Here is a 22,755-nt window from a genome sequence, read left to right as displayed (position 1 = left end):
GGCCATTCATACTAAATGTAAAAGCAAAAAAAGAAAATGCTGCTAAAACAATTTTTTTCATATTAATATAATATTTTTATGCAAATATACAAACTTTAACTGCATTTTGTTATTTTTTTAACAATATATATTTAATTTTGAAACTATAAATATTTATTTTAACACTCGAATAAAATACGTTTTACTTAAACATTTAAAAAATCTTATAACGTTTAAACTCTTATTTTTTATTTATCAATCTAAAAAATCTTATATAAATGAGAAAATTATTAAATAATAAAAAACATCAATTGTTATAATGCAGAACTATTTTCTTTGAAAAAATTAAAAAGAATTGAAGAATAATTTTCAAACATTCTTTTAGCTCAAAAGAATTCCTTTTAAGAAAACCGCAGCAATTGAAAAGTAAATTACCAATCCTGTAACATCGACTAAAGTTGCAACAAATGGTGCGGATGAAGTTGCTGGATCCAATCTTAAACTCCTTAAAATAAAAGGAATCATCGCTCCTGCAATAGTTCCCCAAAGTACAACACCAATTAAAGAAGCAAAAATGGTTACGCCAATTAAATACCAATGATCTCCATAGTCATAGAAACCAAACTGTTGCCAAATAAAAATCCTTAAAAAACCAATAATTCCAAGAATTGCTCCTAACATAAACCCAGAAAATATCTCTCGACGTAAAACAAACCACCAACTTCGTAAATTTATTTCTTGAAGTGCCATCGCACGAATAATTAACGTTGCCGCCTGTGAACCAGAATTACCTCCACTGGAAATAATCAACGGAATAAATAATGCCAAAACAACTGCTTGTGCAATTTCTTCTTCAAAATATCCCATTGCAGAAGCTGTCAACATTTCTCCTAAAAATAGAAGAATTAACCAACCTGATCTTTTTCCAATTAATTTTTTCAAAGGCGTTTCTGCATAAGGAAAATCTAAAGATTCTAATCCCCCGAATTTCTGAATATCTTCTGTATCTCTGGCTTCAATTACTTCTAAAATATCATCGACTGTAACAATTCCGACTAAAACTCCCGCATCTGTCGTAACTGGCAAAACGGTTCTATCGTATTTATCAAAAACTGGAATCGCTTCTTCTTTGGAATTATTTGCGTATAAATTAATATAACTATCATCGCATAATTCTGCCAAAGTCGTTTCTTCATCTGCTAATAAAACTTTTCCAATCGGAATATCATCAATTAATTTCTGATTTGCATCTACAACATAAACGAAATTCAGTGTATCTGCTTTTTTCCCAACTTTTTTAATATGTTTTAAAGTCTTTTCAACCGTCCAACTTTTTTTCGCTTGAATATAATATGGTGTCATCATTCTTCCAACTGCATCTTCTGGATAACCAATTAAACTCAAAGCAATTTTTCGCTCTTCATCACTTAATAAATTTGTGATTTGTTTAATTAAATTATCTGGAAAATCTTGGAAAAACTTTGTACGATCATCTGGTGCCATATTTTCTAAAATATCCGCCAAATCTTTTGTTCCAATAGAAGTAATTATATTTTCTTGCGTCGCTTTATCTAAATAAGAAAAAACCTCAGATTTTTGTTCGGAAGATAAAAGTAAAAATGCCAAAACCTGCTCCTTTCCTTCAATATTCGAAATTTGCTCTGCAATATCGCTTGGATGTTTATCTTGAACTGACATTTTTACACTTTTTATTTATTTCATATATATTTATATTTTTTCAAAAAAAGAAATCACTTTATCCCAATCACTAAACTTTTCGGAACCAAAAAGCAATAATTCTCCCTCAAAATGATCTTGACCTTTTCCAGAAATTTCATTATCAATCAAATAATCTCCTTTCATCAAACCTTTGTGAGGCGAAATAATCAAATTATGAACCGTATGAAAACCTAAATGATTTTCTACCCAAATTCGTTTTTCTGAATAACAATGAGGATTTGTAACGGAAGGAGATGTCAAAATATAAACTTCAAATCTTTCATCATTTTTTAATTTTTCAAAAGCATCTATCGCACCAGAAATCGGTGGAAGACTTTCCCAAAAACCAAGATTATTTTGTGGATATTCAATTTCAGGATATTTCTTTTTTACTTCATTATATCCAAATTCAAAATCAACCAAAACACCATCCATATCTATATAAACGATCTTCTTCATTTCGTCAAAATCTATTTTAATCAATTAAAAATAAAGGAATTAAAATGGAAACTTAACAAGAAAATGTTAATTTATTTTTAGGAAATTATTTTTTTAATTCTCTCTTTATAAAGTCTTTATTTATCTTTAAATATTTGTGAAATAATGTATTTTTGTTTGATTTTTAAACAAAAAAATTTATAAATGATTGATACAATTATTTTCGATTTAGGAGGTGTACTTCTGAACTGGAATCCTAGAAATTTATATACAAAGATTTTTGAAGGAAATGAAGAAAAAATAAATTGGTTTTTGAATGAAATTTGTACTTCAGAATGGAATAGTATGCAAGATTCTGGTTTACGAACAATGAAAGAAGCTACGGAATTAAAAGTTGCAGAATTTCCTGAACATGAAGCATTAATTCGTTTGTATTATGATCGATGGGAAGATATGTTTGACGGTTCTATTGAAGATTCTGTAAAAATTTTAGAGCAATTAAAAAAGCAAAATACACATCGATTATTTGCTTTGACAAACTGGAATGTTGAAAATTTTGATTATGCTGAAAACACCTTTCCTTTTCTAGTGAATTTCCAAGATATTTTGGTTTCTGGACAAGAAAAAACTATGAAACCCGATCCGAAAATTTTTGAAATTGCAATCGAACGTTTTAAAATTAATCCAGAAAAAACAATTTTCATCGATGATAAATTGGAAAATGTAGAAGCTTTTGAAAAATTTGGAGTAAAAGGAATTCATTTTCAATCTCCAAAACAATTGGAAGAAAGTCTTAAAGAATTAAACATTTTCTAAAAAACTGCTATTAAAATAGATTGTGTTGTTATTTGAATTACAACACAATCTATTCTTATTTTCTCCTAAAACAGTAAATTATAAAATATTTTATGATTTTTCATTATTTTTTATATTTTTACAAAAAATTCAAAGAAAAAGAATCATATTTCTACTTACAAAAGAAAAATATTAGTGCCATTTCAATTCTTTTTCTTAAAAAATAAGCTATAAATCACATAAAACAAATTATTATGAAAAGTGACATCAATGTTTCTATTCAGAATCCTTGTTCTGAAAATTATGCAACATTCAAAAAAACTGAAAAAGGTGGATTTTGTCAATCTTGCCAAACTGAAGTAATTGATTTTACTAAAATGACAAAAGAAGACATTCAAGATTATTTTAAAAATTACACAGAAAAAACTTGTGGAAAATTTTTAAAATCACAATTAAATTCTTTTACCGAAACACAAAATACTTCATCTCCAATTCAAAAGTCAAAATATAAATTATTAAATGTAGGAATTACCAGTTTTTCATTAATTTCTATTTTATCTTTAAATTCTACTTTTGCTCAAGAACATCCAAAAACAACAGAAACCCAACAAATTGAAAAAAATATTGAAAAAGAAGAAAAAACAAATCAATCAAAATCATATACTGTTTCTGGCACTGTTTCTGATGAAACTGGACCATTATTAGGAGCAACTGTTCTTATAAAAGGAACGGCAAGTGGAACTGAAACTGATTTTGATGGTGTATATACAATAACAGACTTAAAAGATGGAGATGTACTTGTCTTTTCATTTACTGGAACAGATGGAGCTGAATTTGAAATTACAGCTGAAAAAATGCAAAATTCGACAACAGTAAATATCCAATTAGAAAGTCAATTTTTGTGTGACCTTGTTGTTTTAGGAGCAGTTACCACAAGTCATGTATACAAATCAAAACCTACTTTTTTTCAGAAAATTAAAAATATTTTTAGAAAAAAGGATGATTAAATTTTATGTAAACTTATTTATTTTTCTATTCTTTTTTTCAAGTAAAGCACAAATTTCAGATTTTAAGAATATTAATTTTAAAAAAGCTGATTCAATTGCAAAAGTTTATCAAGGAGAAAATTTAAAAAACCTTTCTAAATTAACTTATAATCTAACAAATTCTCTTGAAACAGATGTTGAGAAATTTAGAGCAATTCATACTTGGATTTGTTTAAATATTAAAATAAATCATAGTGCTTTTATTAAGAATCAGAACAAAAGAAATAAATTTCGAAATAATCCTTTAGAGTTAGAAAAATGGAATAAAAACTTCGTTCTAGAAATAATTAATACCTTAATTCAAAAGAAAAAAACCGTTTGTACAGGCTATTCTTATTTATTAAAAAAAATGGCAAATAATGCAGGAATTAAGTGTGAAATTATAGATGGTTTTGGAAGAACTGCTTCTATAATTCAAGATAAAAATTTTGATCCAAATCATTCTTGGAATGCTGTAAAATTAAATGAAAAATGGTATTTATGCGATCCAACTTGGTCAAGTGGATATATGGATCTAGATTTAAATCGATTTGTTTTTAAATATATTGATAGCTATTTTTTGGCAACACCAAAAATCTTTGCAAAAAGTCATTATCCATTGCTAAAAAAATGGTTGTTATTTGAAGAAGGTTTTACTTTAGAAAAATTTAAAAATGCTCCAATAATTTATGATGAAGCTTTTGAAAACGATGTGTTTCCTATCTTTCCAACAACCTTTGAAATTGTAGCCAAAAAACAGGAAGAATTCGTATTTCTTTTAAAACAAGAAAAAGGAAAATACAAACCCAAAATTAGTTTGGAATTGATTTCTGGTTCCTATTCAATTATCAAAAATCCTACTATAAATTTTAATGAAAATGGAGAAATTGAAGTTAAATTTACTTTTAAAAACAAAGGAAAATATGATGTTCATATTCGAGCAAATGGAAAAATAATTTGCACATATTTAGTAAAAGTAAAACGTAAAAAATAAAAAATTTAACTGTGTATTTCAAATTTTCTATTATTTAAAATACACAGTATTTTTCAAAAAATAATAGTAAATCATAAGTTTTGCTTGTTTATTTTCCTAAAATTATAATATATTTGCGCTCGGATGTAGTTCTGATGACATTCTCTAAATCTAACATTAAGGAAGAAATTGAGATTTAGAGTTTACTGCTTATAAACTTCTTTTTGTGTTTATATACCTTAATTGTAATTAAACTTTAAACAATTAATTATTTAAACATGAAACATTTTTTAAAATCAACAACTTTTTGCATTTTACTTTCATTCATTCTTTTTTCTTGTAAAAATGATGATGATTCTAATGCTTCTTCGAATCAAATTAAAACATATGGAATTTTCACTGTTATCAATGATACAACAGTAAAAATGAATGGAGAAATTGGAAATAATTCTAAAATTAATTTTGATAAATTAATTAGCAATTTCCCAGCGATTAATAGAATTAATATTCAAGAAGTTCCTGGTTCAATGAATGATCAAGTAAATCTTGAATTATCTAAAACAGTTCATTCTAAAAATATTCATACACATCTTGAAAACAATGGATTAATTGCTTCTGGTGGTGTAGATTTTTTCTTATCTGGAACTAAAAGAACTAAAGGAACAAATACAAAAATTGGAGTTCATTCTTGGGGAGGTGAAGATGCAAATGGAAATAAAGTGACAGCAACTGATTTTCCTGTTGGCCATGAATATCACTTACCTTATATTCAATATTATCAAATTGTTGGATTTACAAAAGAAGATGCTGAAGCTTTTTATTATTTTACTATTAATGCAGCATCATTTGAAAGTGTTCATTGGATGACAGATGCCGAAATTTCACAATATAAACTTTTAAAAGAATAAATCTTTTCCCAATCAATGCTATTAAACCTAATATCAGTCATCAATCAGAAAAAATAGCATTGATTTTTTTATTTATTATTTATATGTTTTAAATAATTATTTAAAAGTCCACGAATTTGTTCCGCTGCAACTGGATTCGCAGAATGAACTTTAAATTCTAAATTTCTTAAATCTAAACCAGATTCATAAACCAACCATTTTGCTGCTGCATATCCATCTGGCGCAACTTCTCCGTTTTCATCCAAACCTAAATCATTATCAAAACTAATGAATTCAGGTAATCCATTTTTCTTAATATAAGCTACAAAATCATTGTAGTTTCTAACAATATCAAATTCTTTTTCCATAGAACTATCATATACCATATCAATAGTTCTTACATCATCTAAAAATAATTTTTTCATCTTAATTTTTATAAAATTTTTCCAATGCAATTATAATTTTTCGAATGTCTGCTTTATAAAATCCTGCGCTATTTATACAATTGACTTCCATAATTTTCCAACCATTTGAAGTAAAAACAATATCCATCACATAAGCATCAGCAACATGATATTTTTTAATCATTTTTTCAGCAAATGCAATTCCATCTTTTGAAACAGTTTCTTCATAAGGAATATCTCCATGGAATTTATAATAGGAACTCGTAACAATTTCATTATTGACAATCCAAATTCTAGCTTCTTTAATTAGTTTCTCAGGTTTGGCAATTTGAATAATTGTTTCTGAATTAATATATCGATTCTTTCCTCCTTTTAAATTCTCTTCTAAAAAATCTTCCCAAGAATATTTATTAAAAACTTTTCCTGTAAATATTTTCGCAGCAATTGCGGGTTTTATAAATAGTTCTGGATTTAATTCCCAATCAATAGTATCTGATATTCGAATAATTTTACTTTTAAAATTCAAAACATTCTCTCCAAATCCTTTTAAATAATTCTCACTTTCATGATTTCCTCCATAAAACGAACCAGGATTCCAATAATACTTTTTTGCAATTCTTGCTAATTTTACTGAACCATAAACAAAAATATCTTTTCTATTTGTTTTAAATTGAAATGTATCTGAATTTGGAATAAATCTTACTTTTTCATAAGGTAATTTTAATGAATCTAAAACTTCAAAAATTTCGTCATATCTAGGATCTTTAAAAACATTTTCTTGAATTATATAATACATTTTTTATGCAAAACTACTCTTTTTCACCACCAATACGTTGGATATTTTCTTTTTTTGTGAAAATTATTAAAAAGTAATGCAATTAAAGTAATTATTATAGCTCCAGATAAAACTGGATTTATTAAAAAACTCCAAGTACTTCCTGAGAGAATTACTACTAAAGGATCTGCTCCCGCTGGAGGATGCGTTGTTTTTGTTAATTGCATGATGGCAATTGCACTTCCAACTCCAATTGCCAAAGAATACCATTCAGTTCCTAAAAACTGTAAACATAAAATTCCAATTATCGTAGAAATTAAATGTCCTCCTAATATATTTCTTGGTTGTGCTAAAGGACTTACTGGTACACCAAAAGCTAAAACACAAGTTGCTCCAAAAGGCGCCATCATAAATGGAATTTCTGTATTATTTGTTAGAATTGCGACAATTGCAATTGCTAAAAAGCCACCTAAACCTGAATAAAAAGAAAATGAAAACCCTGTAGAATTCGGGCTTTTCTTTTCTGTTTTTAATTTTGAAATAAATTTCTTCATGTTTATTCTTTAAATTTTTAAAAAACAAAAGTAGAAATTTTAATTTAAAAACATACAGACTTGTCTGTTTAATATATTTATTTTATCATTAATTTAGAATTTAACTTTCTATTTATTCCTTAACTTTAAGAATAACAAGCTATCATAAAATGAAAATCAAAAAAAATTCAACACGATTTATCAGTTTATTTTCAATTACGATTTGTTTGTATGGCTATCTTTCTATAAATATTGGACTTCCAGCTTATCCTTCCTTAACAGATTATTTTGGCACAACACAAGAATTTGTAAAACTTTCCATCACTATTTTACTTCTTGGTTTTGGCTTTTCACAAGTTATTTGGGGAACATTATCTGAAAAATATGGAAGAAGATTAGTGATTATTATTGGAACTTTCATTGCAATTATTGGAAGTATTTTAACTTCTATTTCAAATACGATTGAGTTTTTTACAATTGCCAGATTTATTGAAGGATTTGGAGCAGGATATGCTTCTGTTTTATCAAGAACAATTATTGCAGATGCTTTAGATGACAAAAAATTACATAAAGCTATGTCAAATCTGGTTGCAATTATAGCTTTTGCTCCAGCTATTTCTCCAATTTTAGGAGGAGAAATTTTGTTTTTGACATCCTGGAGAGTTGTTTATATAGTATTAGCAATAATAGGTGGATTTTTGCTTTTTAGTTCTTTTTTTCATTTGAAAGAAACACATACAAATCCAGATAAATCTTTAAATTTTAAAACAAGTATTTTTCTAATTTCTAAAGTTTTTCACCATCGAAGATTTATGGGATATTTCCTTCCATATAGTATCATTTTAAGTGGTTTAATCGCTTTTTACACTATTGCACCTTATATTTTTATACAACAATTCAAATTCACTGAAAATACGTATAGTTATTTACTTCTAATTGTTGGAGGATCGTATGCTTTTGGTTCTATTTTATCTAAAAAATTTATTGAACATATCAATTCTGATAGAATTTTGAACATCGGTTTTTCTTTAGCTTTTATAAGTGCTTTTCTAACTCTTTTATTCTCTATTTTAAAAATTTACAATGTTTATGTAGTTCTTTTTTGTATGATTATTTATGGAATTAGTTGTGGATTTATTAGTCCTGTTTGCAACACAAAAGCTATAAATGCTTTAGGAAATGAAAAAAACTCTACAGGAAATAAAGGAATTACTTCTTCTATTTTAGGAGGAGGAATTATGATTTTTTCAAGTATTCTAACATTGGCTATTACAAACGTTAATTTCAATCAAATGCACAAACTAAGTATTTACATTTTTAGTTTAGTTATACTAAGTTTTACTTTTTTCTGGATTTTAATCGAAAGAAAACATTTAATAATAATGAGAATTTTGAGGAAAAAAAATTGATCAATTTCTAAATCAATTTTCTAAATATTTCAATACCTTTTTTAGAAACATCTTTTAAATAAATCTCTTCGTCTTTTGTAATAATATTTACATCAGACTTTTTAATTTCAATTTTTAATATTGAGTTTAAAAAAACTTGTTTCCCTATTAAATTTTTAGAAAATATATTTTGTTTAACTTTTTTTGGTAGAAAATAATATACCAATAATAAAACATTGATTGTCATTAAAATTAAAAATTTTGGAGAGTCAAATAAAGTTTCAAAATAATTATAGGAATATTCAAAATTTTGGACATTTATCATTGCAGTTATATCTACAAAAAGAATAAACATTACAGAAAATAAAGCATTTAAATTTTTTCCTTTTGTTTTAGATGTATATTCCTCTAAGTTTTCTGTTTCTTGCCAATTTCCAGTTGAAGTAAAACTTATTTTTTCTCTATCAATATTGATATAACAATTTTTAAATTTAAACCACTCTTTCATATATTTTTTCTTTTTTATAAACTTAAAAAGCCATCTAGAATTAACTAAATGGCTTTTATTTATATTTTTAATTTCTTTTATTTCGCAACATTCACAGCTCTAGTCTCACGAATTACTGTAACACGAACTTGACCTGGATATGTCATTTCGTTTTGAATTTTTTGAGAAATATTAAATGAAAGTTCTGCAGCTTTTGAATCATTTACTTTATCACTTTCTACAATAACTCTCAATTCTCTACCAGCTTGAATTGCATATGCTTTTTGAACTCCATTAAATGTAAATGCAGCTTCTTCTAAGTCTTTTAATCTTTGGATATAAGAATCTAAAACTTGTCGTCTTGCTCCTGGTCTTGCTCCTGAAATTGCATCACAAACTTGCACGATTGGTGCAATCATCGTTTTCATTTCAATTTCATCATGGTGTGCTCCAATTGCATTACAAACTTCTGCTTTTTCACCATATTTCTGAGCCCATTCCATACCTAATAATGCGTGTGGTAATTCAGACTCTGTTTCAGGAACTTTTCCTATATCATGAAGTAATCCTGCACGTTTTGCAATTTTCGCATTTAGTCCTAATTCTGCTGCCATTAATCCACAAAGTTTTGCAACTTCTCTAGAGTGTTGTAATAAGTTTTGTCCATAAGATGAACGATATTTCATTCTACCTACAACTTTAATTAATTCTGGATGTAAACCATGAATTCCTAAATCGATTACAGTACGTTTTCCAACTTCAATAATCTCTTGTTGAATTTGTCTTTCAGTCTTTTTAACAACCTCTTCAATTCTAGCAGGGTGAATTCTTCCATCTGTTACAAGTTTGTGTAACGATAATCTCGCTACTTCTCTTCTAACAGGATCAAAACAAGAAAGAATAATTGCATCTGGTGTATCATCTACAATAATTTCTACTCCAGTTGCTGCTTCAATTGCACGAATATTTCTTCCTTCACGTCCAATAATTCTACCTTTTACATCATCAGATTCAAGGTTAAACACAGACACACAATTTTCAACAGCTTGTTCAACTCCTACTCTTTGAATTGTATTTAAAATAATTTTCTGAGATTCTTGTTGTGCAGTAAGTTTTGCTTCTTCAATCGTTTCTTGAATAAAACTCATCGCATCTGCTTTTGCATCTTCTTTAAGAGATTGAATCAATTGTTTTTTCGCATCTTCTTCACTAAAACCAGAAATAGCTTCTAATTCTTCCACTTGTTTTCTATGGATTTTGTCTATTTCTTGTTCTTTTTTCTCAACATATTCAAGTTTATCTGAATAGCTTTGAATCTTTGAATCCATTTCTTTAGATAATTTCTTATTCTTATCTAAAACTTGCGAAACTTGTGATTCTTTATCTCTAGTGCGTTTTTCAGCTTCTGCTATCTTTTTATCTCTGCTTAAAATAACTTTTTCGTGCTCAGCTTTTAATTCAATAAACTTTTCTTTTGCTTGTAAAATCTTATCTTTTTTAATCGATTCTGCTTCTTTCTTTGCTTCTTTGATAATATTTGAAGCTTGTTTATTTGTATTTTGAATTAATTTACTAGCTCGTTTCTTCTCTAATATCTTTATAATGATAAAAGTTATTATTGCTCCTATTACGATACCAAATAAAATTGGTATTATCTTATCTCCCATAATTTTTGTTTACTATGCATATAAAAAAAGCCTACATAGTTGGGTTTTTAAACTCCGTAATAACAGGTTTAGAGCTAACAACTTGGTCGAAAATCCTTTTAAAAAAGGCGCGCTCTTACAAGTTTGACTTACTCTTTTTAATTGTATAGTGTTGAGTTTAACAAACAATAACTAATGTAGGCAGTATTTTCTATTTAAATATACTACTAGATTTATTTTAAATAATTATCTAGTTTTTCATTTAATCTTTCTAACTTTTTAACAGACTCTTGATGATTATATTTCTCACTTATCGCTGAATATTCTAACTCTGATGCAAATTGTAAAGCGCACATTGCTAAAACATCTTGTTTATCTCCAACAGCATAATTTTTCTCAAAATTTGATACCATTGCTGTTATCTTTTTTGCTGCTAGTCTTAGACTTTCTTCTTCTCGTTCGCTTTTTACACTTAGAGGATAAACTCTGTTAGCGATAGTAATTTTTATTTTTTGTTTATCATCCATTCAATATATTCTAGTCTTCGTTTAATTCTATAATACATTTATCAACTTCTTTGATTAATGCATTAATTTTCAACTTCGTCTCTGTAGCATCTTCATTACTGCCCCCGATAGTTTTGGCTATCTTTAATGAATTGTATTCCGCTTCCTTTTCTTTCATCAAAAGCTTCATTTCTAACAATTGATTATTTAAAACAGCAACTTGGCGGTGTAAAAATTCATTTTCTTCACTCAAAAATTCATATCTTTCAAGAAGATTCTCCAATTTATCCTCTAACAAGTTTACTATTTCTATCATATATTATCGCAATACTTTTTGCCAAAAACTATTTGTACAAAGTTAATATCAAAAAACAATATTCACAAGTAGTTTTTAATTTTTTAATTTTTTTTGTAGTTTTTTTTAGAATAACTAATTGAAACAAATACTTTTATCATAGAATTCTTTTTTCTAATAATTCTTATATAAAATATTCATTTTCAAGCTTTCATTTTTTTCTTAAATATGTTTATTTGCCAAAGGACTTATAATCTTTACATCTGAGAATGAGATTGCTCCTCTCACAATTCCATCAATCGTACTTTTCAACGCTTCAATCAATTGTAATTTCAACTGTGATTTGTGATAAATTAAACTAATTTCTCTTGCTGGAACAGTTCCTTCAAATTCTCTCAAATGTTTTTTATCTTCTATACATAAATCAATCGTATGTAAATATGGAAGTAAAGTCATTCCTAATCCCTCTTTTGATAAACGTAATAAAGTACTAATATTTCCACTTTCTAATTGGAATTTTCGTTTCTTATTTTGTCTTAAACTTCCACAAATATTTAAAACGCTTTCTTTAAAACAATGCCCTTCTTCCAACAGTAAAATATCATCTACATCTAAATCGTCTACAGAAATTGTTTCTTTCGAATACAAATTACTTGTACTTGGAACAAATCCAATAAATGGCTCATAATATAATGGCTTTTCTATAATAGCTTCATTTTCTAAAGGTGTTGCTGCAATTGCTACATCAATATGTCCTTCTGTAAGTTTTTTTATAATATTTTCAGTGGTAAGTTCTTCAATAATTAAATTTACTTTTGGATATTTCTTCACAAAAGTCTGTAAAAACATCGGTAATAAAGTTGGCATCACAGTTGGAATTATTCCAATTTTAAACTGCCCTCCTATATATCCTTTTTGTTGATCTACAATATCTGTAATTCGATTACTTTCATCTACAATCAACTTTGCCTGTTCCACAATTTTTTTTCCAATCTCTGTTAATTCAATCGGTTTTTTATTTCTATTAAAAATTTGCACAGAAAGTTCTTCTTCTAATTTTTGAATCTGCATACTCAAAGTTGGTTGCGTTACGAAACAATGTTCAGAAGCAACTGTGAAATTTTTGTATTCGGCTACTGCTAAAATATATTTTAATTGTGTGATTGTCATTTTATAAAATTTTATGATAAAGATATAAAAACTATCAATAATATTTATGGACTTTTCGTCCTAATTTTCACTAATTTTATATTAGAATTTAAAAACCATAAGAGTATGAAATTAAATGAAATAGGTTTAGATATTGAGCAATCTAAACAAATAGTAATCAAATTAAATAACTTATTATCGAATTTTCAAGTGTATTATCAAAACCTAAGAGGTGTGCATTGGAACATTAAAGGAAAAGAGTTTTTTGTACTTCATCCTAAGTTCGAAGAATTGTATACAGATGCACAAGAAAAAGTAGATATGATTGCAGAAAGAATTCTAACTTTAAGCGGAACTCCACTTCATACTTTCAAAGATTATATGGAAAATGCTGCTGTTCCAATTGGTAGAAATGTATCTAAAGACGAAGAAGCTGTAAAACTTATTATCGCTTCTCTAACAGAAATTATTTTAATCGAAAGAATTATTCTTGAATTATCAGATGAAGCAAATGATGAAGGAACAAACTCAATGATGAGTGATTTTATTTCAGAACAAGAAAAAACAATTTGGATGCTTAAATCTTGGCAAGGTTAATCAGAATCTAAATTCATTGCATAAAAAAAATCCTGTTTAAAACTAAACAGGATTTTTTATTTCTTAAAATGGATTCGTAGCCCAAACAGTAACTTCTGGAACAAACCCTTTTGAACGTTTCTTTATCACATGTACAATTGTATCCGCAATGTCAAATGAATTGAGTTTATTATTTTCTTCTGCTCTTTCTTCTCTTTCATTATTTCCAAATGCTGTTGTAACTTCACTTGGACAAACCAACGTAACACGAACATTGTATTTTCTTAATTCTGCTTGCCATGATTGTGTCATTCCTCGTAAAGCAAATTTTGATCCTGCATACACAGTTCCTCTTTCAAAACCTTTTAAACTTGCTGTAGAACCAATATTTATAATAGTTCCACTTTTTTGTTTTTTAAAAGTTTCTGCAATTTCTTTTGTTAAAAGTGCTAAACCAAAAACATTCGTCGTAAAAACTTGTTGAAAATCTTCTAAAGTTACCTCATCTAATCTTGTAAAATCTCCACCAATTCCTGCATTATTAATTAAAACATCAATTCCTCCTAAAAGTTGAATCGCTTCTTTTGCTTTTTCAGAAATAGTTTCAGTTTTCGAAATGTCAAAATCTAATGCAATTGCTCCAATATGACTTGCTACAGATCTTAATTTCACCAAATCTCTTCCAGTGATTACAACTTTTGCTCCTTTTTCAACTAAAAGTTTTGCAGTTTCTTTTCCAATTCCAGAACTTCCTCCTGTAATTAATATTTTACTTCCTTTAATTTCCATAATTTAAATTTTGAGAAATTAAATTTAAAAAAGTTCTTTTAGAAAGATGATAAAATAAGTTTAAAGTTCGTTTTAATTAATTAGAATTATTCATTTTTTTCTTGATAAAAAAACGAACCAAAAAAATCAACTAAGTTTTTAAATCTAAATATTTTCTTGAATAAATTTTAAAATTCTATGTTCACTCCATTTGTATTTTTTCTCATTAAAACTGGTATTAAAACCAACATGTCCACCATAAATTGGTGTTTCTAAAAAGAAATACGGATTTTCTTTTGCAATTTCAAAAGGAAAACAAGTTTTAGAAAGAAAACTATCATCTTGCGCATTGATTAATAATGTTGGTGTTTGAATATTTGGTAAAAAATGAATTGAACTACTCTTTTTCCAATAATCTTCCGCATCTTTAAATCCGTGAGCTGGCGCTGTATAAAGATTATCAAAATCGTAAAAGTTTTTAATTTTTTCCACTTGCTCAATGTTAATATTTTTTTCTGGATATCTTCTAGCTTTTTCGATTAGTTTTGCTTTCAACGTTTTTAAAAACACATTCATATAAATTCTGTTTTTCGTTTTCGCAAGTTCAATCGCCGAATCATGTAAATCACATGGAACAGAAACTGCAACAGCAGCTTTTATTTTATTATTTATAATTCCTCTTTCTCCAATATATTTTAGTGTCAAATTTCCGCCAAGACTAAATCCAATGATTACTATCTTTTCGTAAGAATAATTATCTAAAATATGGTTTATTACATCTTCAACATCACTTGTCATTCCGCTGTGATATGCAGAAAATTGATGATTTAATTCACCGCTACAACCTTTTAAATTTATTGCAACAGCATCAATATGATGTTTATTTAAAGTTTTAATTGTTGATTTCATGTATTTCGACTCAGAACTTCCTTCCAAACCATGAATACAAATTGCCAAAACATTATTATCATTTACAGAAAAATCCAAATCGAGAAAATCACCATCTTTGGTTAAAATTCGTTTTCGATCATAATAAATTTCTTCATCTACAAATAATGTTTTGTAAATCGTATTTAAATAATTATTCTTAAAATAAAATGAAGGATTGTAAGACGAGTTCAGTACCGGCATAAATCAAAATTTTGTCAAAATTATATTAATAATTCTCGTTTCACTATAATTTAGCAAAAAAATAACAAAATTTCAAATCTGTAGCATTCTGTGATTTTTAAACAATGAAGTTATTTAATATTAAATTTCAACATTCGAGATTATTCATTTTTTTCTTGATAAAAAAACGAACCAAAAAAATCAAGACTTTATTTTTTTAATCTAAAATCTACAAAATTTGAAAAAGACTCAAAAAACTCGCTAAAGCTCAAACAGTTTCTCGCCTTCCTTTTTCAAATTTCTTGATTTTTACGATTTAAAAAATAGGTCAGATAAATTTGGAATACCTTAAAAAAACAAAACATAAATTACAACTAACTATTTGAAACTATATGCTTCATTTTTCTAAATATTTTTAAATAACTTAAATCTATAAAATAAAAAACTCTCTTTGTATGTTTATACATTAGAGAGTTTTTACAATCATAGAAATAAATTACATATAAATAATGATATATAATTTGACATTCCCCCAAGAAACTATATTCATTATTCGAATTATAAACCTTTTCTAATAGACTCACTGAATATCATTTCAGCCTTATCTACAGCTTTTTCAAATTTTACATTTGTTTCGGATAAATACAATACTCCAAATGGAGTATTTTTTAACATTTCATTAGGAATTATATTTTATCAATTTGATTCTTCTTAAATCGTAGGATTTGAAAATATCTTTTTTTCTTTCTTCTGAAAATTTTAAACTAAAATGGATATTTATAAAAAGCTTCTAAATAGATTAGAAGCTTTTTTATTTTTATATAGTTTTCTTTTTACTTTCCAATACAGAAATTCGCAAAGATATTTCCTAATAAATCATCATTTGTAATTTCTCCAGTGATTTCTCCTAAGTAATACAAAGCTTGACGAATATCAATTGCTAAAAGATCGCCGCTTAAATCAGAATCTAAACCAAACTGCACATTATTCATTTCTTCTAAAGCGTTTGATAAAGCTTCAAAATGACGAGAATTTGTTACAATCGTTTCATTATTAGATAAAGCTCCTGTATTTGCCATTTCCAACAATAAATCTGTCAATTGCTCCACACCTTGTTGTGTTTTTGCTGAAAGTAACACTAAATGTTCAAAATTGAACTTTTCACGAATTTCTTTCTCTGAAACTAAATCTATTTTATTTGCAATTACAATACATTTCTTATTTGGAAATTGCTCTTGAATCTTTAGAATTTCTTCTTGAATTTCTTTTGTTCTTTCCTCGCTATGTAATGCATTATTTGAATCAAAAAGATATAAAACAACTTGTGCTTGCTCAATCTTTTCAAATGTTTTTTGGATTCCAATACTTTCTACCACATCTTCTGTATCACGAATTCCAGCAGTATCTATAAAACGGAATGCAACTCCATTGATATTCATTTCGTCTTCAATCACATCACGAGTTGTTCCTGCAATATTCGAAACAATTGCTCTTTCTTCATTTAAAAGTGTATTTAATAAAGTTGATTTTCCAACGTTTGGTGCTCCAACAATTGCAACAGGAATTCCATTTTTCAACACATTTCCTAAAGAGAAAGAATCAATCAAACGTTTTAAAGCAAAACGAATTTTCTCTACCAATTCTCTAAACTGTGTTCTGTCTGCAAACTCTACATCTTCTTCACTGAAATCTAATTCTAATTCAATTAAAGAAGCAAAGTTTAATAATTCTTGACGTAATTGTTTGATTTCAGATGAAAATCCTCCACGCATTTGCTGCATTGCAACTTGGTGAGAAGCGGCCGAATTCGAAGCGATTAAATCTGCAACAGCTTCAGCTTGCGAAAGATCCAATTTCCCATTTAAAAAAGCACGAAGTGTAAATTCTCCTGGATCTGCCATTCGACAACCATGCTTTAAGAAAAGTTGGATAATTTCTTGTTGGATATAAACCGAACCATGACAAGAAATTTCTACTGTATTTTCTCCTGTATAAGAATTTGGTCCTTTGAAAAGAGAAACCAAAACCTCATCGATGATTCTTTCACCATCTACTATATTTCCAAAATGAAGCGTGTGTGATTTCGCTTCTGTTAAGTCTTTATTCTTATTTTTTATAGATTGAAACTGTTTGTTACAAATCTTTATCGCATTCTTACCCGAAATTCTGATAACTGCAATTGCTCCTATACCCGAAGGAGTTGCTAAAGCAATTATGGAATCATTTTTAATCATCCTAAATAATTTTTGGCAAAGATACGAAAGTTTGGATTTTTTTATTGCATTTGTGTTTTAGAACATTGCTTTTGTATTTTATCTTGTTGATTTTCTATTTTAGTTCGTTGCAGTTGTGTTTTAGAACGTTGCTTTTGCATTTTATTCTATTGTTTTTCTATTTTAGTTCGTTGCAGTTGTGTTTTAGCACGCTGCTTTTGTATTTTATCTTGTTGATTTTCTATTTTAGTTTGTTGTAGTTGTATTTTAGAACACTGCTTTTGCTATTTATCTTATTGATTTTCTATTTTAGGTCGTTGCATTTGTGTTTTAGAACGCTGCTTTTGTATTTTATCCTATTGATTTTCTATTTCAGTTGAGTTTTAAAACCTTTCTTTTTGTATTTTTTCTAAATACAATAACGTTTACTCTAAAAGCATTTCATTTATCTTTTGAAATGTTAAAAACAACTTTATCTTCTAACAAAAAGGCTTTATATTTACGAATATATAGCCTTTTAAAAGTTATATATATTAAAAAACATATAAGAAATTCTTGTTACACTTATGTTATCTATAAGCAAAAATAAAACTATGGTATTTTTTAGAGAGAAAAAAACAGAAGCAATTAATTTAAAAGAAAAAACAAAAATTAAAAAAATAGAAAGGCCTAGAATTTGTTGTATTGACACAGATAAAAAAATAATTTCTAATTTAGAAAACAAAGGATATAATATATCAATAGGTTCTTTAGGTTCAAAAATAAAAGTTCCTAATAGTTCTAGAAGAATAAATCATCTATTACTTCTAAACCATGATTTTCCTGCAAATCTTCATGAACTAGATATATTTATTATTGATTTAGATAATTTTGATACTATAGATTATTATCAAGAAGATCATATTAGAGAAATGCATACTGGAAAAAGCTCCTCCAGTTTATTAAGCAGTTTTCCTGAAACATTATTTGATCCACGTCCAATTGCAGCTTCTGTTTTAAAAAATGAATTTTATAAAATATCTAATAGGAAACATTTAGTAATTGCTTTTTCATCACCTGAGTATTATGTTGATTATGAACCCATAGAAATAACAGAAGGGCGTTCCCAAAGGCAAAATATTAGAAGCCACAATATTTACTCTTTTAGGAATTATATCCCATATAAAGAAAAGAAATATGGAAAAGAAATAAGTATTTGTAAATCTATCGACGAATTACAAAATCTACTTGAAAAATATAAAACAAATCTATTTTATAATCAAACATTTGAACACCCTGAAAGTCGGAATGATGGTAAATATGAAAAAAATAAAAACTTCATTCCTTTAATAAAAAATATTAATGGAGATATTGTTTCTTATCTAGAAGTAAATAAATTTAATAATCTTATCATTTTACCACAAATTGAGGATAAAACAAATTTCTTAACAGAATTTCTATCTAAAATTGCTCCATCTATTTTTCCAGATTTATTTCCATACTCCACAACTTTCAATTGGAAAAAACAAGAAGAATATTGGCTGCCAAATTTCTCAAAACTTATAAAAAATAAAAAAGCAATAGAAAAAGAATTTCAAGATAAATTAGAGAAAAACGAATTAGATATTATTTCTAACAATCAAAAGTTCTCATTTCTTCACGATTTAGTCACAGAAACTGGAGATGAATTAGTTAAATCTGTTATCAAATTATTGAATTGGTTGGAATTTAAAAATGTAGTAGATTTTGATTCTACCAACTCCTCCAAAGTTTTAGAAGAAGATATTCAAGTTAATATCCCTGAAGGACTATTAATTATTGAATGTAAAGGAATAGGAGGTACTTCAAAAGATACTGATTGTAATCAAATTTCAAAAATAAAACACCGTCGCTGTAAACAAAGAAATGCTTTTGATGTGTTTGCATTATATCTTGTAAATCATCAACGTTATCTACCCCCTATGATGAGACAAAATCCACCTTTTACTGAACATCAAATTCAAGATGCAATTAACGATGAAAGAGGTCTATTAACTACTTGGCAATTGTTTCAACTTTATGAATTAGTTCAGAGTGAAATTATTTCAAAGGAGGAAGCAAGAAAAGCTTTCAAAAACTATGGTCTTATAGAATTTAAACCTCAAAAATTAACATATATTGATGAACCTTTAGAATTGTTTAATAATGGAAATATATGCATTATAAATATTAAAGATTGTTTTCTCAAAATTGATGAAGAAATTATAGTTGAGAAAAATGGAAAATATGTTAAAACCAAAATCCTTGACATACAATTAGACGGAAAATCTGTAAAAAGTGCAAAAGAAGGTGAAATTGGACTTAAATTAAGTAATCCTATTAAACAGAAATCAAAACTTTGGAAAAACAGTAAATAACAAATAATTGAATTAAGATTTAAACATAACAACATATATCCAAGCATATTAAAACAACATTTTAATATGCTTTTTTGTTTATTAATAAGAGTTCAGTTACATTTGACAATCTGCTGCTATGAAAACTTTATATTTCAAATATTTTATAATTACGGATATTATTGAAATAACAAGAACCGTAAGAATTTAGAATTAAAATCTAATGAGGGAGATACAATTTACTTTTTAGTACGATAAAAATAATTTACTTAAACTATTAGCTATAAATAGAAAAGAAAATGGGTTGGGATACAAATGTAATTATAATTGGGGAAGGAATTAAGTCTAGAGATATTTCTTTAAAAATCGCAAATGAAATTTTTAATAAAGACTCGAAATATCATGGTAAAGAAAGCTTTTATATAGCTAATTCTGGTTCGGATTATTTAATGTATTATTCATACGAACGAACAAGACGTATGCCTTATCGGTTACTTCAGGACATATCTAAAATTCATAAAAATATTTCATTCACAATTTTAGGATCAATGCTAGAATATGTTGGTGGCCCAGCAGGCATAATACGAATAAAAAATGGTAAAATAATAGATAGTTATGGAATCTATTTTTCAAATGGAGAAGAAAATAGATATGATATTTTACAATCACCAATAAAAAACAAGGAAATTATATTTCAATGGTTTAAAACAAATGGATTAGAATCGGAATTAAGAAATAATTTTTTAAATGATTTCCCTTTAGGTTGGTGTGATGAGGATTTCAGTCACAAAGAAATACCAATTGATGAAAGTCAATTTCATATTGAAAATGAACAAAAAATTAATTGGATAAAACAAGCTACTTTTAGCTTATCATTCTCTTTTACAGAATATTCTAAAATACCTTTAGAACAAATGGAAATAAATGAAAAATCTTTTATTTCATTTATTGAATATAACAAAACTGTTAAAAGCATCGATAGAGAAATAATTGACATATTAAATGGAGAAATTTTAAGATGTGGGCTTTTATATTTATTTGGTATTACCTTTGGAGAACTTTCTTCTAATAATACTATTTTAAAAAAACGATACAAGACAATTTTAGATATTGAAAATGATTTGAAAAAATATAGAAAAGAAATTGTAAAATGGGGAGAAGAAAGTTTGACTAATAAGACTATTATTAGAGAATGTATTGGATTATCCGTAAAGTATTTATTTGAAATGATGAATTCGGACAAAGAACTTTTAACTAATAAAAAACTAAGTTAAATCAAGTAAATGAGTTTTAACATTTTAAAAATATTTTCCAAAGCATATTAAAACAACATTTTAATATGCTTTTTTGTTTATTTATAAGAGTTCATTTACATTTGGCAATCTACTGCTATGAAACATAAACTTACAGAAATTTTATAGTTGTAGAAATAATAGGAATTCCTGTTATTGTTATATTATGATGTATTTAAAATAAAATTAAAATGAACAGAAAAGAAAGAAATTTATTAGCAGAAAATTTAAGACATTATGTTTCTGAACAAATAACGAATTTTGAGTTCATTGATAGAACTGAACTAATTAACAGATCAGAAGATAAAGCTGTTAGAGAAATTTCTAATGTATTCTGGTTTGCTTATGATGATTTAAAAGAACATTTAAATATTGGGAAACATAAAATATGTCTTGAAAATGAAATTCTCGTGAAAAGATTTATTTTATTTTTAAAATCAGATCTTGAATATGAATGGAAATCAGAAAAGAGAAACTTACTAAGAGAAATTTATAATCTATTAACCTTAAACTTTCCTATAAATAAATCTAATAATGCAATTGAAGAAAATAAAATTGGAGATAAAGAATTTTGGCCATTTTTTAGAAAAGAAGATTATAAGAAAGAAATTTTAAATCCAAAATATTTAAATAAAAATTCGCACCATAATAAAGAACTGAGTTAAAAATCATGTAAAACAATCTCAAAGCTTAAACAACATTTTAATATGCTTTTTTGTTTATTTGTAAGAGTTCTTTTGCATTTGACAATCTGCTGCTATGAAATATAAAATAACAGAAATTTCCATTATAATTAGTTTGTATGCTATTAGATAATTAAACCCTGAATTGAAACTTATTGATTAAAAAAATGAAAAAGCACATAATAACACCAGATGTTTTCACCATTGAAGGATTTTTAACTGAAAAAGAATGTTTATCCTTTATAAATTATAGTGAATCTATCGGATTCAAAGAAGCAACCGTTTCTACCCTTTCAGGTCCAAAAATGATTAAAGGGATTCGAAATAATACAAGAGTTATAATAAATGACGAAGATTTAGCAACTGAAATCTGGAACAAAATAAAATCATTCATTCCTTCTGTTGACGGAAAAGAACCTTTAGGTGTTAATGAACAATTTCGATTCTATAAATATGATATAGGAGAACGTTTTAATAAACATCGAGATGGTAGATTTGTTAGAAATGAAAATGAGGAAAGTCGATTGACGTTGATGATTTATCTTAACGAGGAATTTGAAGGAGGTGAAACAGAATTTGATACATTTTCAGTGCAACCAAAAACAGGAACTGCTTTAATATTTTTACATGAAATAAAGCATAAAGGTTGCAAAGTAACTGAAGGAACAAAATACGCTTTACGAACGGATATAATGTTTGAGAAATAATTATTTAAAATATATTCTACAACTAGTTTTAATGGTTAGATTTTAAACCATAG

Annotated in this window: 23 protein-coding genes and 1 other RNA gene; 10 read left to right on the top strand and 14 right to left on the bottom strand. The window is 26.8% G+C overall.

The annotated features are described in order from the left end of the window. Window positions 1-360: 360 nt before the first annotated feature. Together mgtE and I1A51_RS11255 are read right to left on the bottom strand one after the other, a co-directional pair. The gene (mgtE, locus tag I1A51_RS11260) at window positions 361-1,677 is read right to left on the bottom strand and encodes a magnesium transporter (RefSeq protein WP_196893923.1); all 1,317 of its coding nucleotides are present in this window, start codon (window positions 1,675-1,677) and stop codon (window positions 361-363) included. A gap of 30 nt (window positions 1,678-1,707) precedes the next feature. Continuing rightward, entirely contained in the window at window positions 1,708-2,157 is a 450-nt protein-coding gene (locus I1A51_RS11255; RefSeq protein WP_196893921.1) for a 5' nucleotidase, NT5C type, read from the bottom strand. A 183-nt stretch (window positions 2,158-2,340) separates the two neighbouring features. On the opposite strand from I1A51_RS11255, the gene I1A51_RS11250 reads away from it, so the two are divergent. From I1A51_RS11250 to I1A51_RS11235, 4 genes are all read left to right on the top strand, one after another. Beyond that, window positions 2,341-2,952 (top strand): HAD family hydrolase, encoded by a 612-nt coding sequence (locus tag I1A51_RS11250; protein ID WP_196893919.1) that lies wholly within the window; start codon window positions 2,341-2,343, stop codon window positions 2,950-2,952. 233 nt (window positions 2,953-3,185) lie between these two features. Beyond that, the gene (locus tag I1A51_RS11245) at window positions 3,186-3,938 is read left to right on the top strand and encodes a carboxypeptidase-like regulatory domain-containing protein (RefSeq protein ID WP_196893917.1); all 753 of its coding nucleotides are present in this window, start codon (window positions 3,186-3,188) and stop codon (window positions 3,936-3,938) included. Beyond that, complete coding sequence (locus I1A51_RS11240) at window positions 3,931-4,950, top strand: transglutaminase domain-containing protein (protein ID WP_196893915.1); 1,020 nt, start codon at window positions 3,931-3,933, stop codon at window positions 4,948-4,950. The genes I1A51_RS11245 and I1A51_RS11240 overlap by 8 nt, the downstream gene beginning before the upstream one ends. 257 nt (window positions 4,951-5,207) lie before the next feature. Further along, window positions 5,208-5,837 carry a hypothetical protein gene (locus I1A51_RS11235; RefSeq protein WP_196893913.1) on the top strand — a complete coding sequence of 210 codons (630 nt, stop codon included), beginning with the start codon at window positions 5,208-5,210 and terminating at the stop codon, window positions 5,835-5,837. A gap of 68 nt (window positions 5,838-5,905) precedes the next feature. Here the strand turns inward: I1A51_RS11235 and I1A51_RS11230 are convergent, their stop codons facing one another. The 3 genes from I1A51_RS11230 to I1A51_RS11220 are packed head-to-tail and all read right to left on the bottom strand — an operon-like array spanning window position 5,906 to window position 7,549. After that, entirely contained in the window at window positions 5,906-6,241 is a 336-nt protein-coding gene (locus I1A51_RS11230; protein ID WP_196893911.1) for a cyclic-phosphate processing receiver domain-containing protein, read from the bottom strand. Window position 6,242: 1 nt separating this feature from the next. Then, window positions 6,243-7,016 (bottom strand): ATP-grasp domain-containing protein, encoded by a 774-nt coding sequence (locus I1A51_RS11225; protein ID WP_196893909.1) that lies wholly within the window; start codon window positions 7,014-7,016, stop codon window positions 6,243-6,245. A 23-nt stretch (window positions 7,017-7,039) separates the two neighbouring features. Beyond that, a complete protein-coding gene (locus I1A51_RS11220) occupies window positions 7,040-7,549 on the bottom strand; it encodes an HPP family protein (RefSeq protein ID WP_196893907.1) in 510 nt (169 codons plus the stop codon). A 149-nt stretch (window positions 7,550-7,698) separates the two neighbouring features. Here I1A51_RS11220 and I1A51_RS11215 point away from each other — a divergent pair, with 149 nt between their 5' ends. After that, a complete protein-coding gene (locus I1A51_RS11215; RefSeq protein ID WP_196893905.1) occupies window positions 7,699-8,937 on the top strand; it encodes a multidrug effflux MFS transporter in 1,239 nt (412 codons plus the stop codon). 7 nt (window positions 8,938-8,944) lie between these two features. Here I1A51_RS11215 and I1A51_RS11210 read toward each other — a convergent pair whose 3' ends face one another. The 6 genes from I1A51_RS11210 to I1A51_RS11185 all read right to left on the bottom strand — a co-directional run bounded on the left by I1A51_RS11210 (window position 8,945) and on the right by I1A51_RS11185 (window position 13,020). Continuing rightward, the gene (locus I1A51_RS11210) at window positions 8,945-9,424 is read right to left on the bottom strand and encodes a hypothetical protein (RefSeq protein WP_196893903.1); all 480 of its coding nucleotides are present in this window, start codon (window positions 9,422-9,424) and stop codon (window positions 8,945-8,947) included. A gap of 77 nt (window positions 9,425-9,501) precedes the next feature. After that, a complete protein-coding gene (gene rny, locus I1A51_RS11205) occupies window positions 9,502-11,070 on the bottom strand; it encodes a ribonuclease Y (RefSeq protein WP_196893901.1) in 1,569 nt (522 codons plus the stop codon). Between the two features lie 49 nt (window positions 11,071-11,119). Next, a non-coding RNA gene (ssrS, locus tag I1A51_RS11200) (6S RNA) lies at window positions 11,120-11,227 on the bottom strand. A 55-nt stretch (window positions 11,228-11,282) separates the two neighbouring features. Continuing rightward, entirely contained in the window at window positions 11,283-11,576 is a 294-nt protein-coding gene (locus tag I1A51_RS11195; RefSeq protein WP_196893899.1) for a cell division protein ZapA, read from the bottom strand. 10 nt (window positions 11,577-11,586) lie between these two features. Then, on the bottom strand, window positions 11,587-11,871 hold the full coding sequence (locus tag I1A51_RS11190; protein WP_196893897.1) for a hypothetical protein: 285 nt from the start codon (window positions 11,869-11,871) through the stop codon (window positions 11,587-11,589). Window positions 11,872-12,072: 201 nt separating this feature from the next. Next, on the bottom strand, window positions 12,073-13,020 hold the full coding sequence (locus I1A51_RS11185; RefSeq protein ID WP_196893895.1) for a LysR family transcriptional regulator: 948 nt from the start codon (window positions 13,018-13,020) through the stop codon (window positions 12,073-12,075). A 105-nt stretch (window positions 13,021-13,125) separates the two neighbouring features. Between I1A51_RS11185 and I1A51_RS11180 the strand changes: the two genes are divergently transcribed. Then, window positions 13,126-13,596: a Dps family protein gene (locus tag I1A51_RS11180; protein WP_196893894.1), complete on the top strand. Its 471-nt coding sequence runs from the start codon at window positions 13,126-13,128 to the stop codon at window positions 13,594-13,596. A 63-nt stretch (window positions 13,597-13,659) separates the two neighbouring features. Here I1A51_RS11180 and I1A51_RS11175 read toward each other — a convergent pair whose 3' ends face one another. The 3 genes from I1A51_RS11175 to mnmE all read right to left on the bottom strand — a co-directional run bounded on the left by I1A51_RS11175 (window position 13,660) and on the right by mnmE (window position 17,687). Beyond that, complete coding sequence (locus I1A51_RS11175) at window positions 13,660-14,364, bottom strand: SDR family oxidoreductase (RefSeq protein ID WP_196893892.1); 705 nt, start codon at window positions 14,362-14,364, stop codon at window positions 13,660-13,662. Between the two features lie 144 nt (window positions 14,365-14,508). After that, complete coding sequence (locus tag I1A51_RS11170) at window positions 14,509-15,474, bottom strand: YheT family hydrolase (RefSeq protein ID WP_196893890.1); 966 nt, start codon at window positions 15,472-15,474, stop codon at window positions 14,509-14,511. 812 nt (window positions 15,475-16,286) lie between these two features. Then, window positions 16,287-17,687, bottom strand: coding sequence for a tRNA uridine-5-carboxymethylaminomethyl(34) synthesis GTPase MnmE (gene mnmE, locus I1A51_RS11165; protein WP_196893888.1), 1,401 nt, complete (start codon window positions 17,685-17,687; stop codon window positions 16,287-16,289). Window positions 17,688-18,259: 572 nt separating this feature from the next. Here mnmE and I1A51_RS11160 point away from each other — a divergent pair. The 4 genes from I1A51_RS11160 to I1A51_RS11145 all read left to right on the top strand — a co-directional run bounded on the left by I1A51_RS11160 (window position 18,260) and on the right by I1A51_RS11145 (window position 22,702). Continuing rightward, complete coding sequence (locus tag I1A51_RS11160) at window positions 18,260-20,041, top strand: hypothetical protein (protein ID WP_196893886.1); 1,782 nt, start codon at window positions 18,260-18,262, stop codon at window positions 20,039-20,041. A 278-nt stretch (window positions 20,042-20,319) separates the two neighbouring features. Next, window positions 20,320-21,294 carry a hypothetical protein gene (locus I1A51_RS11155; RefSeq protein ID WP_196893884.1) on the top strand — a complete coding sequence of 325 codons (975 nt, stop codon included), beginning with the start codon at window positions 20,320-20,322 and terminating at the stop codon, window positions 21,292-21,294. A gap of 209 nt (window positions 21,295-21,503) precedes the next feature. After that, window positions 21,504-21,977: a hypothetical protein gene (locus tag I1A51_RS11150; RefSeq protein ID WP_196893882.1), complete on the top strand. Its 474-nt coding sequence runs from the start codon at window positions 21,504-21,506 to the stop codon at window positions 21,975-21,977. A 185-nt stretch (window positions 21,978-22,162) separates the two neighbouring features. Next, window positions 22,163-22,702: a 2OG-Fe(II) oxygenase gene (locus tag I1A51_RS11145; protein WP_196893880.1), complete on the top strand. Its 540-nt coding sequence runs from the start codon at window positions 22,163-22,165 to the stop codon at window positions 22,700-22,702. The last annotated feature ends 53 nt before the right edge of the window (window positions 22,703-22,755 follow it).

The organism is Aureivirga marina (assembly GCF_015767265.1).
In the GTDB taxonomy this organism is placed as follows: Bacteria; Bacteroidota; Bacteroidia; order Flavobacteriales; family Flavobacteriaceae; genus Aureivirga; species Aureivirga marina.
The sequence above is the reverse complement of the archived record's forward strand: the minus strand, read 5'-3'. Positions and strand labels throughout refer to the sequence as shown.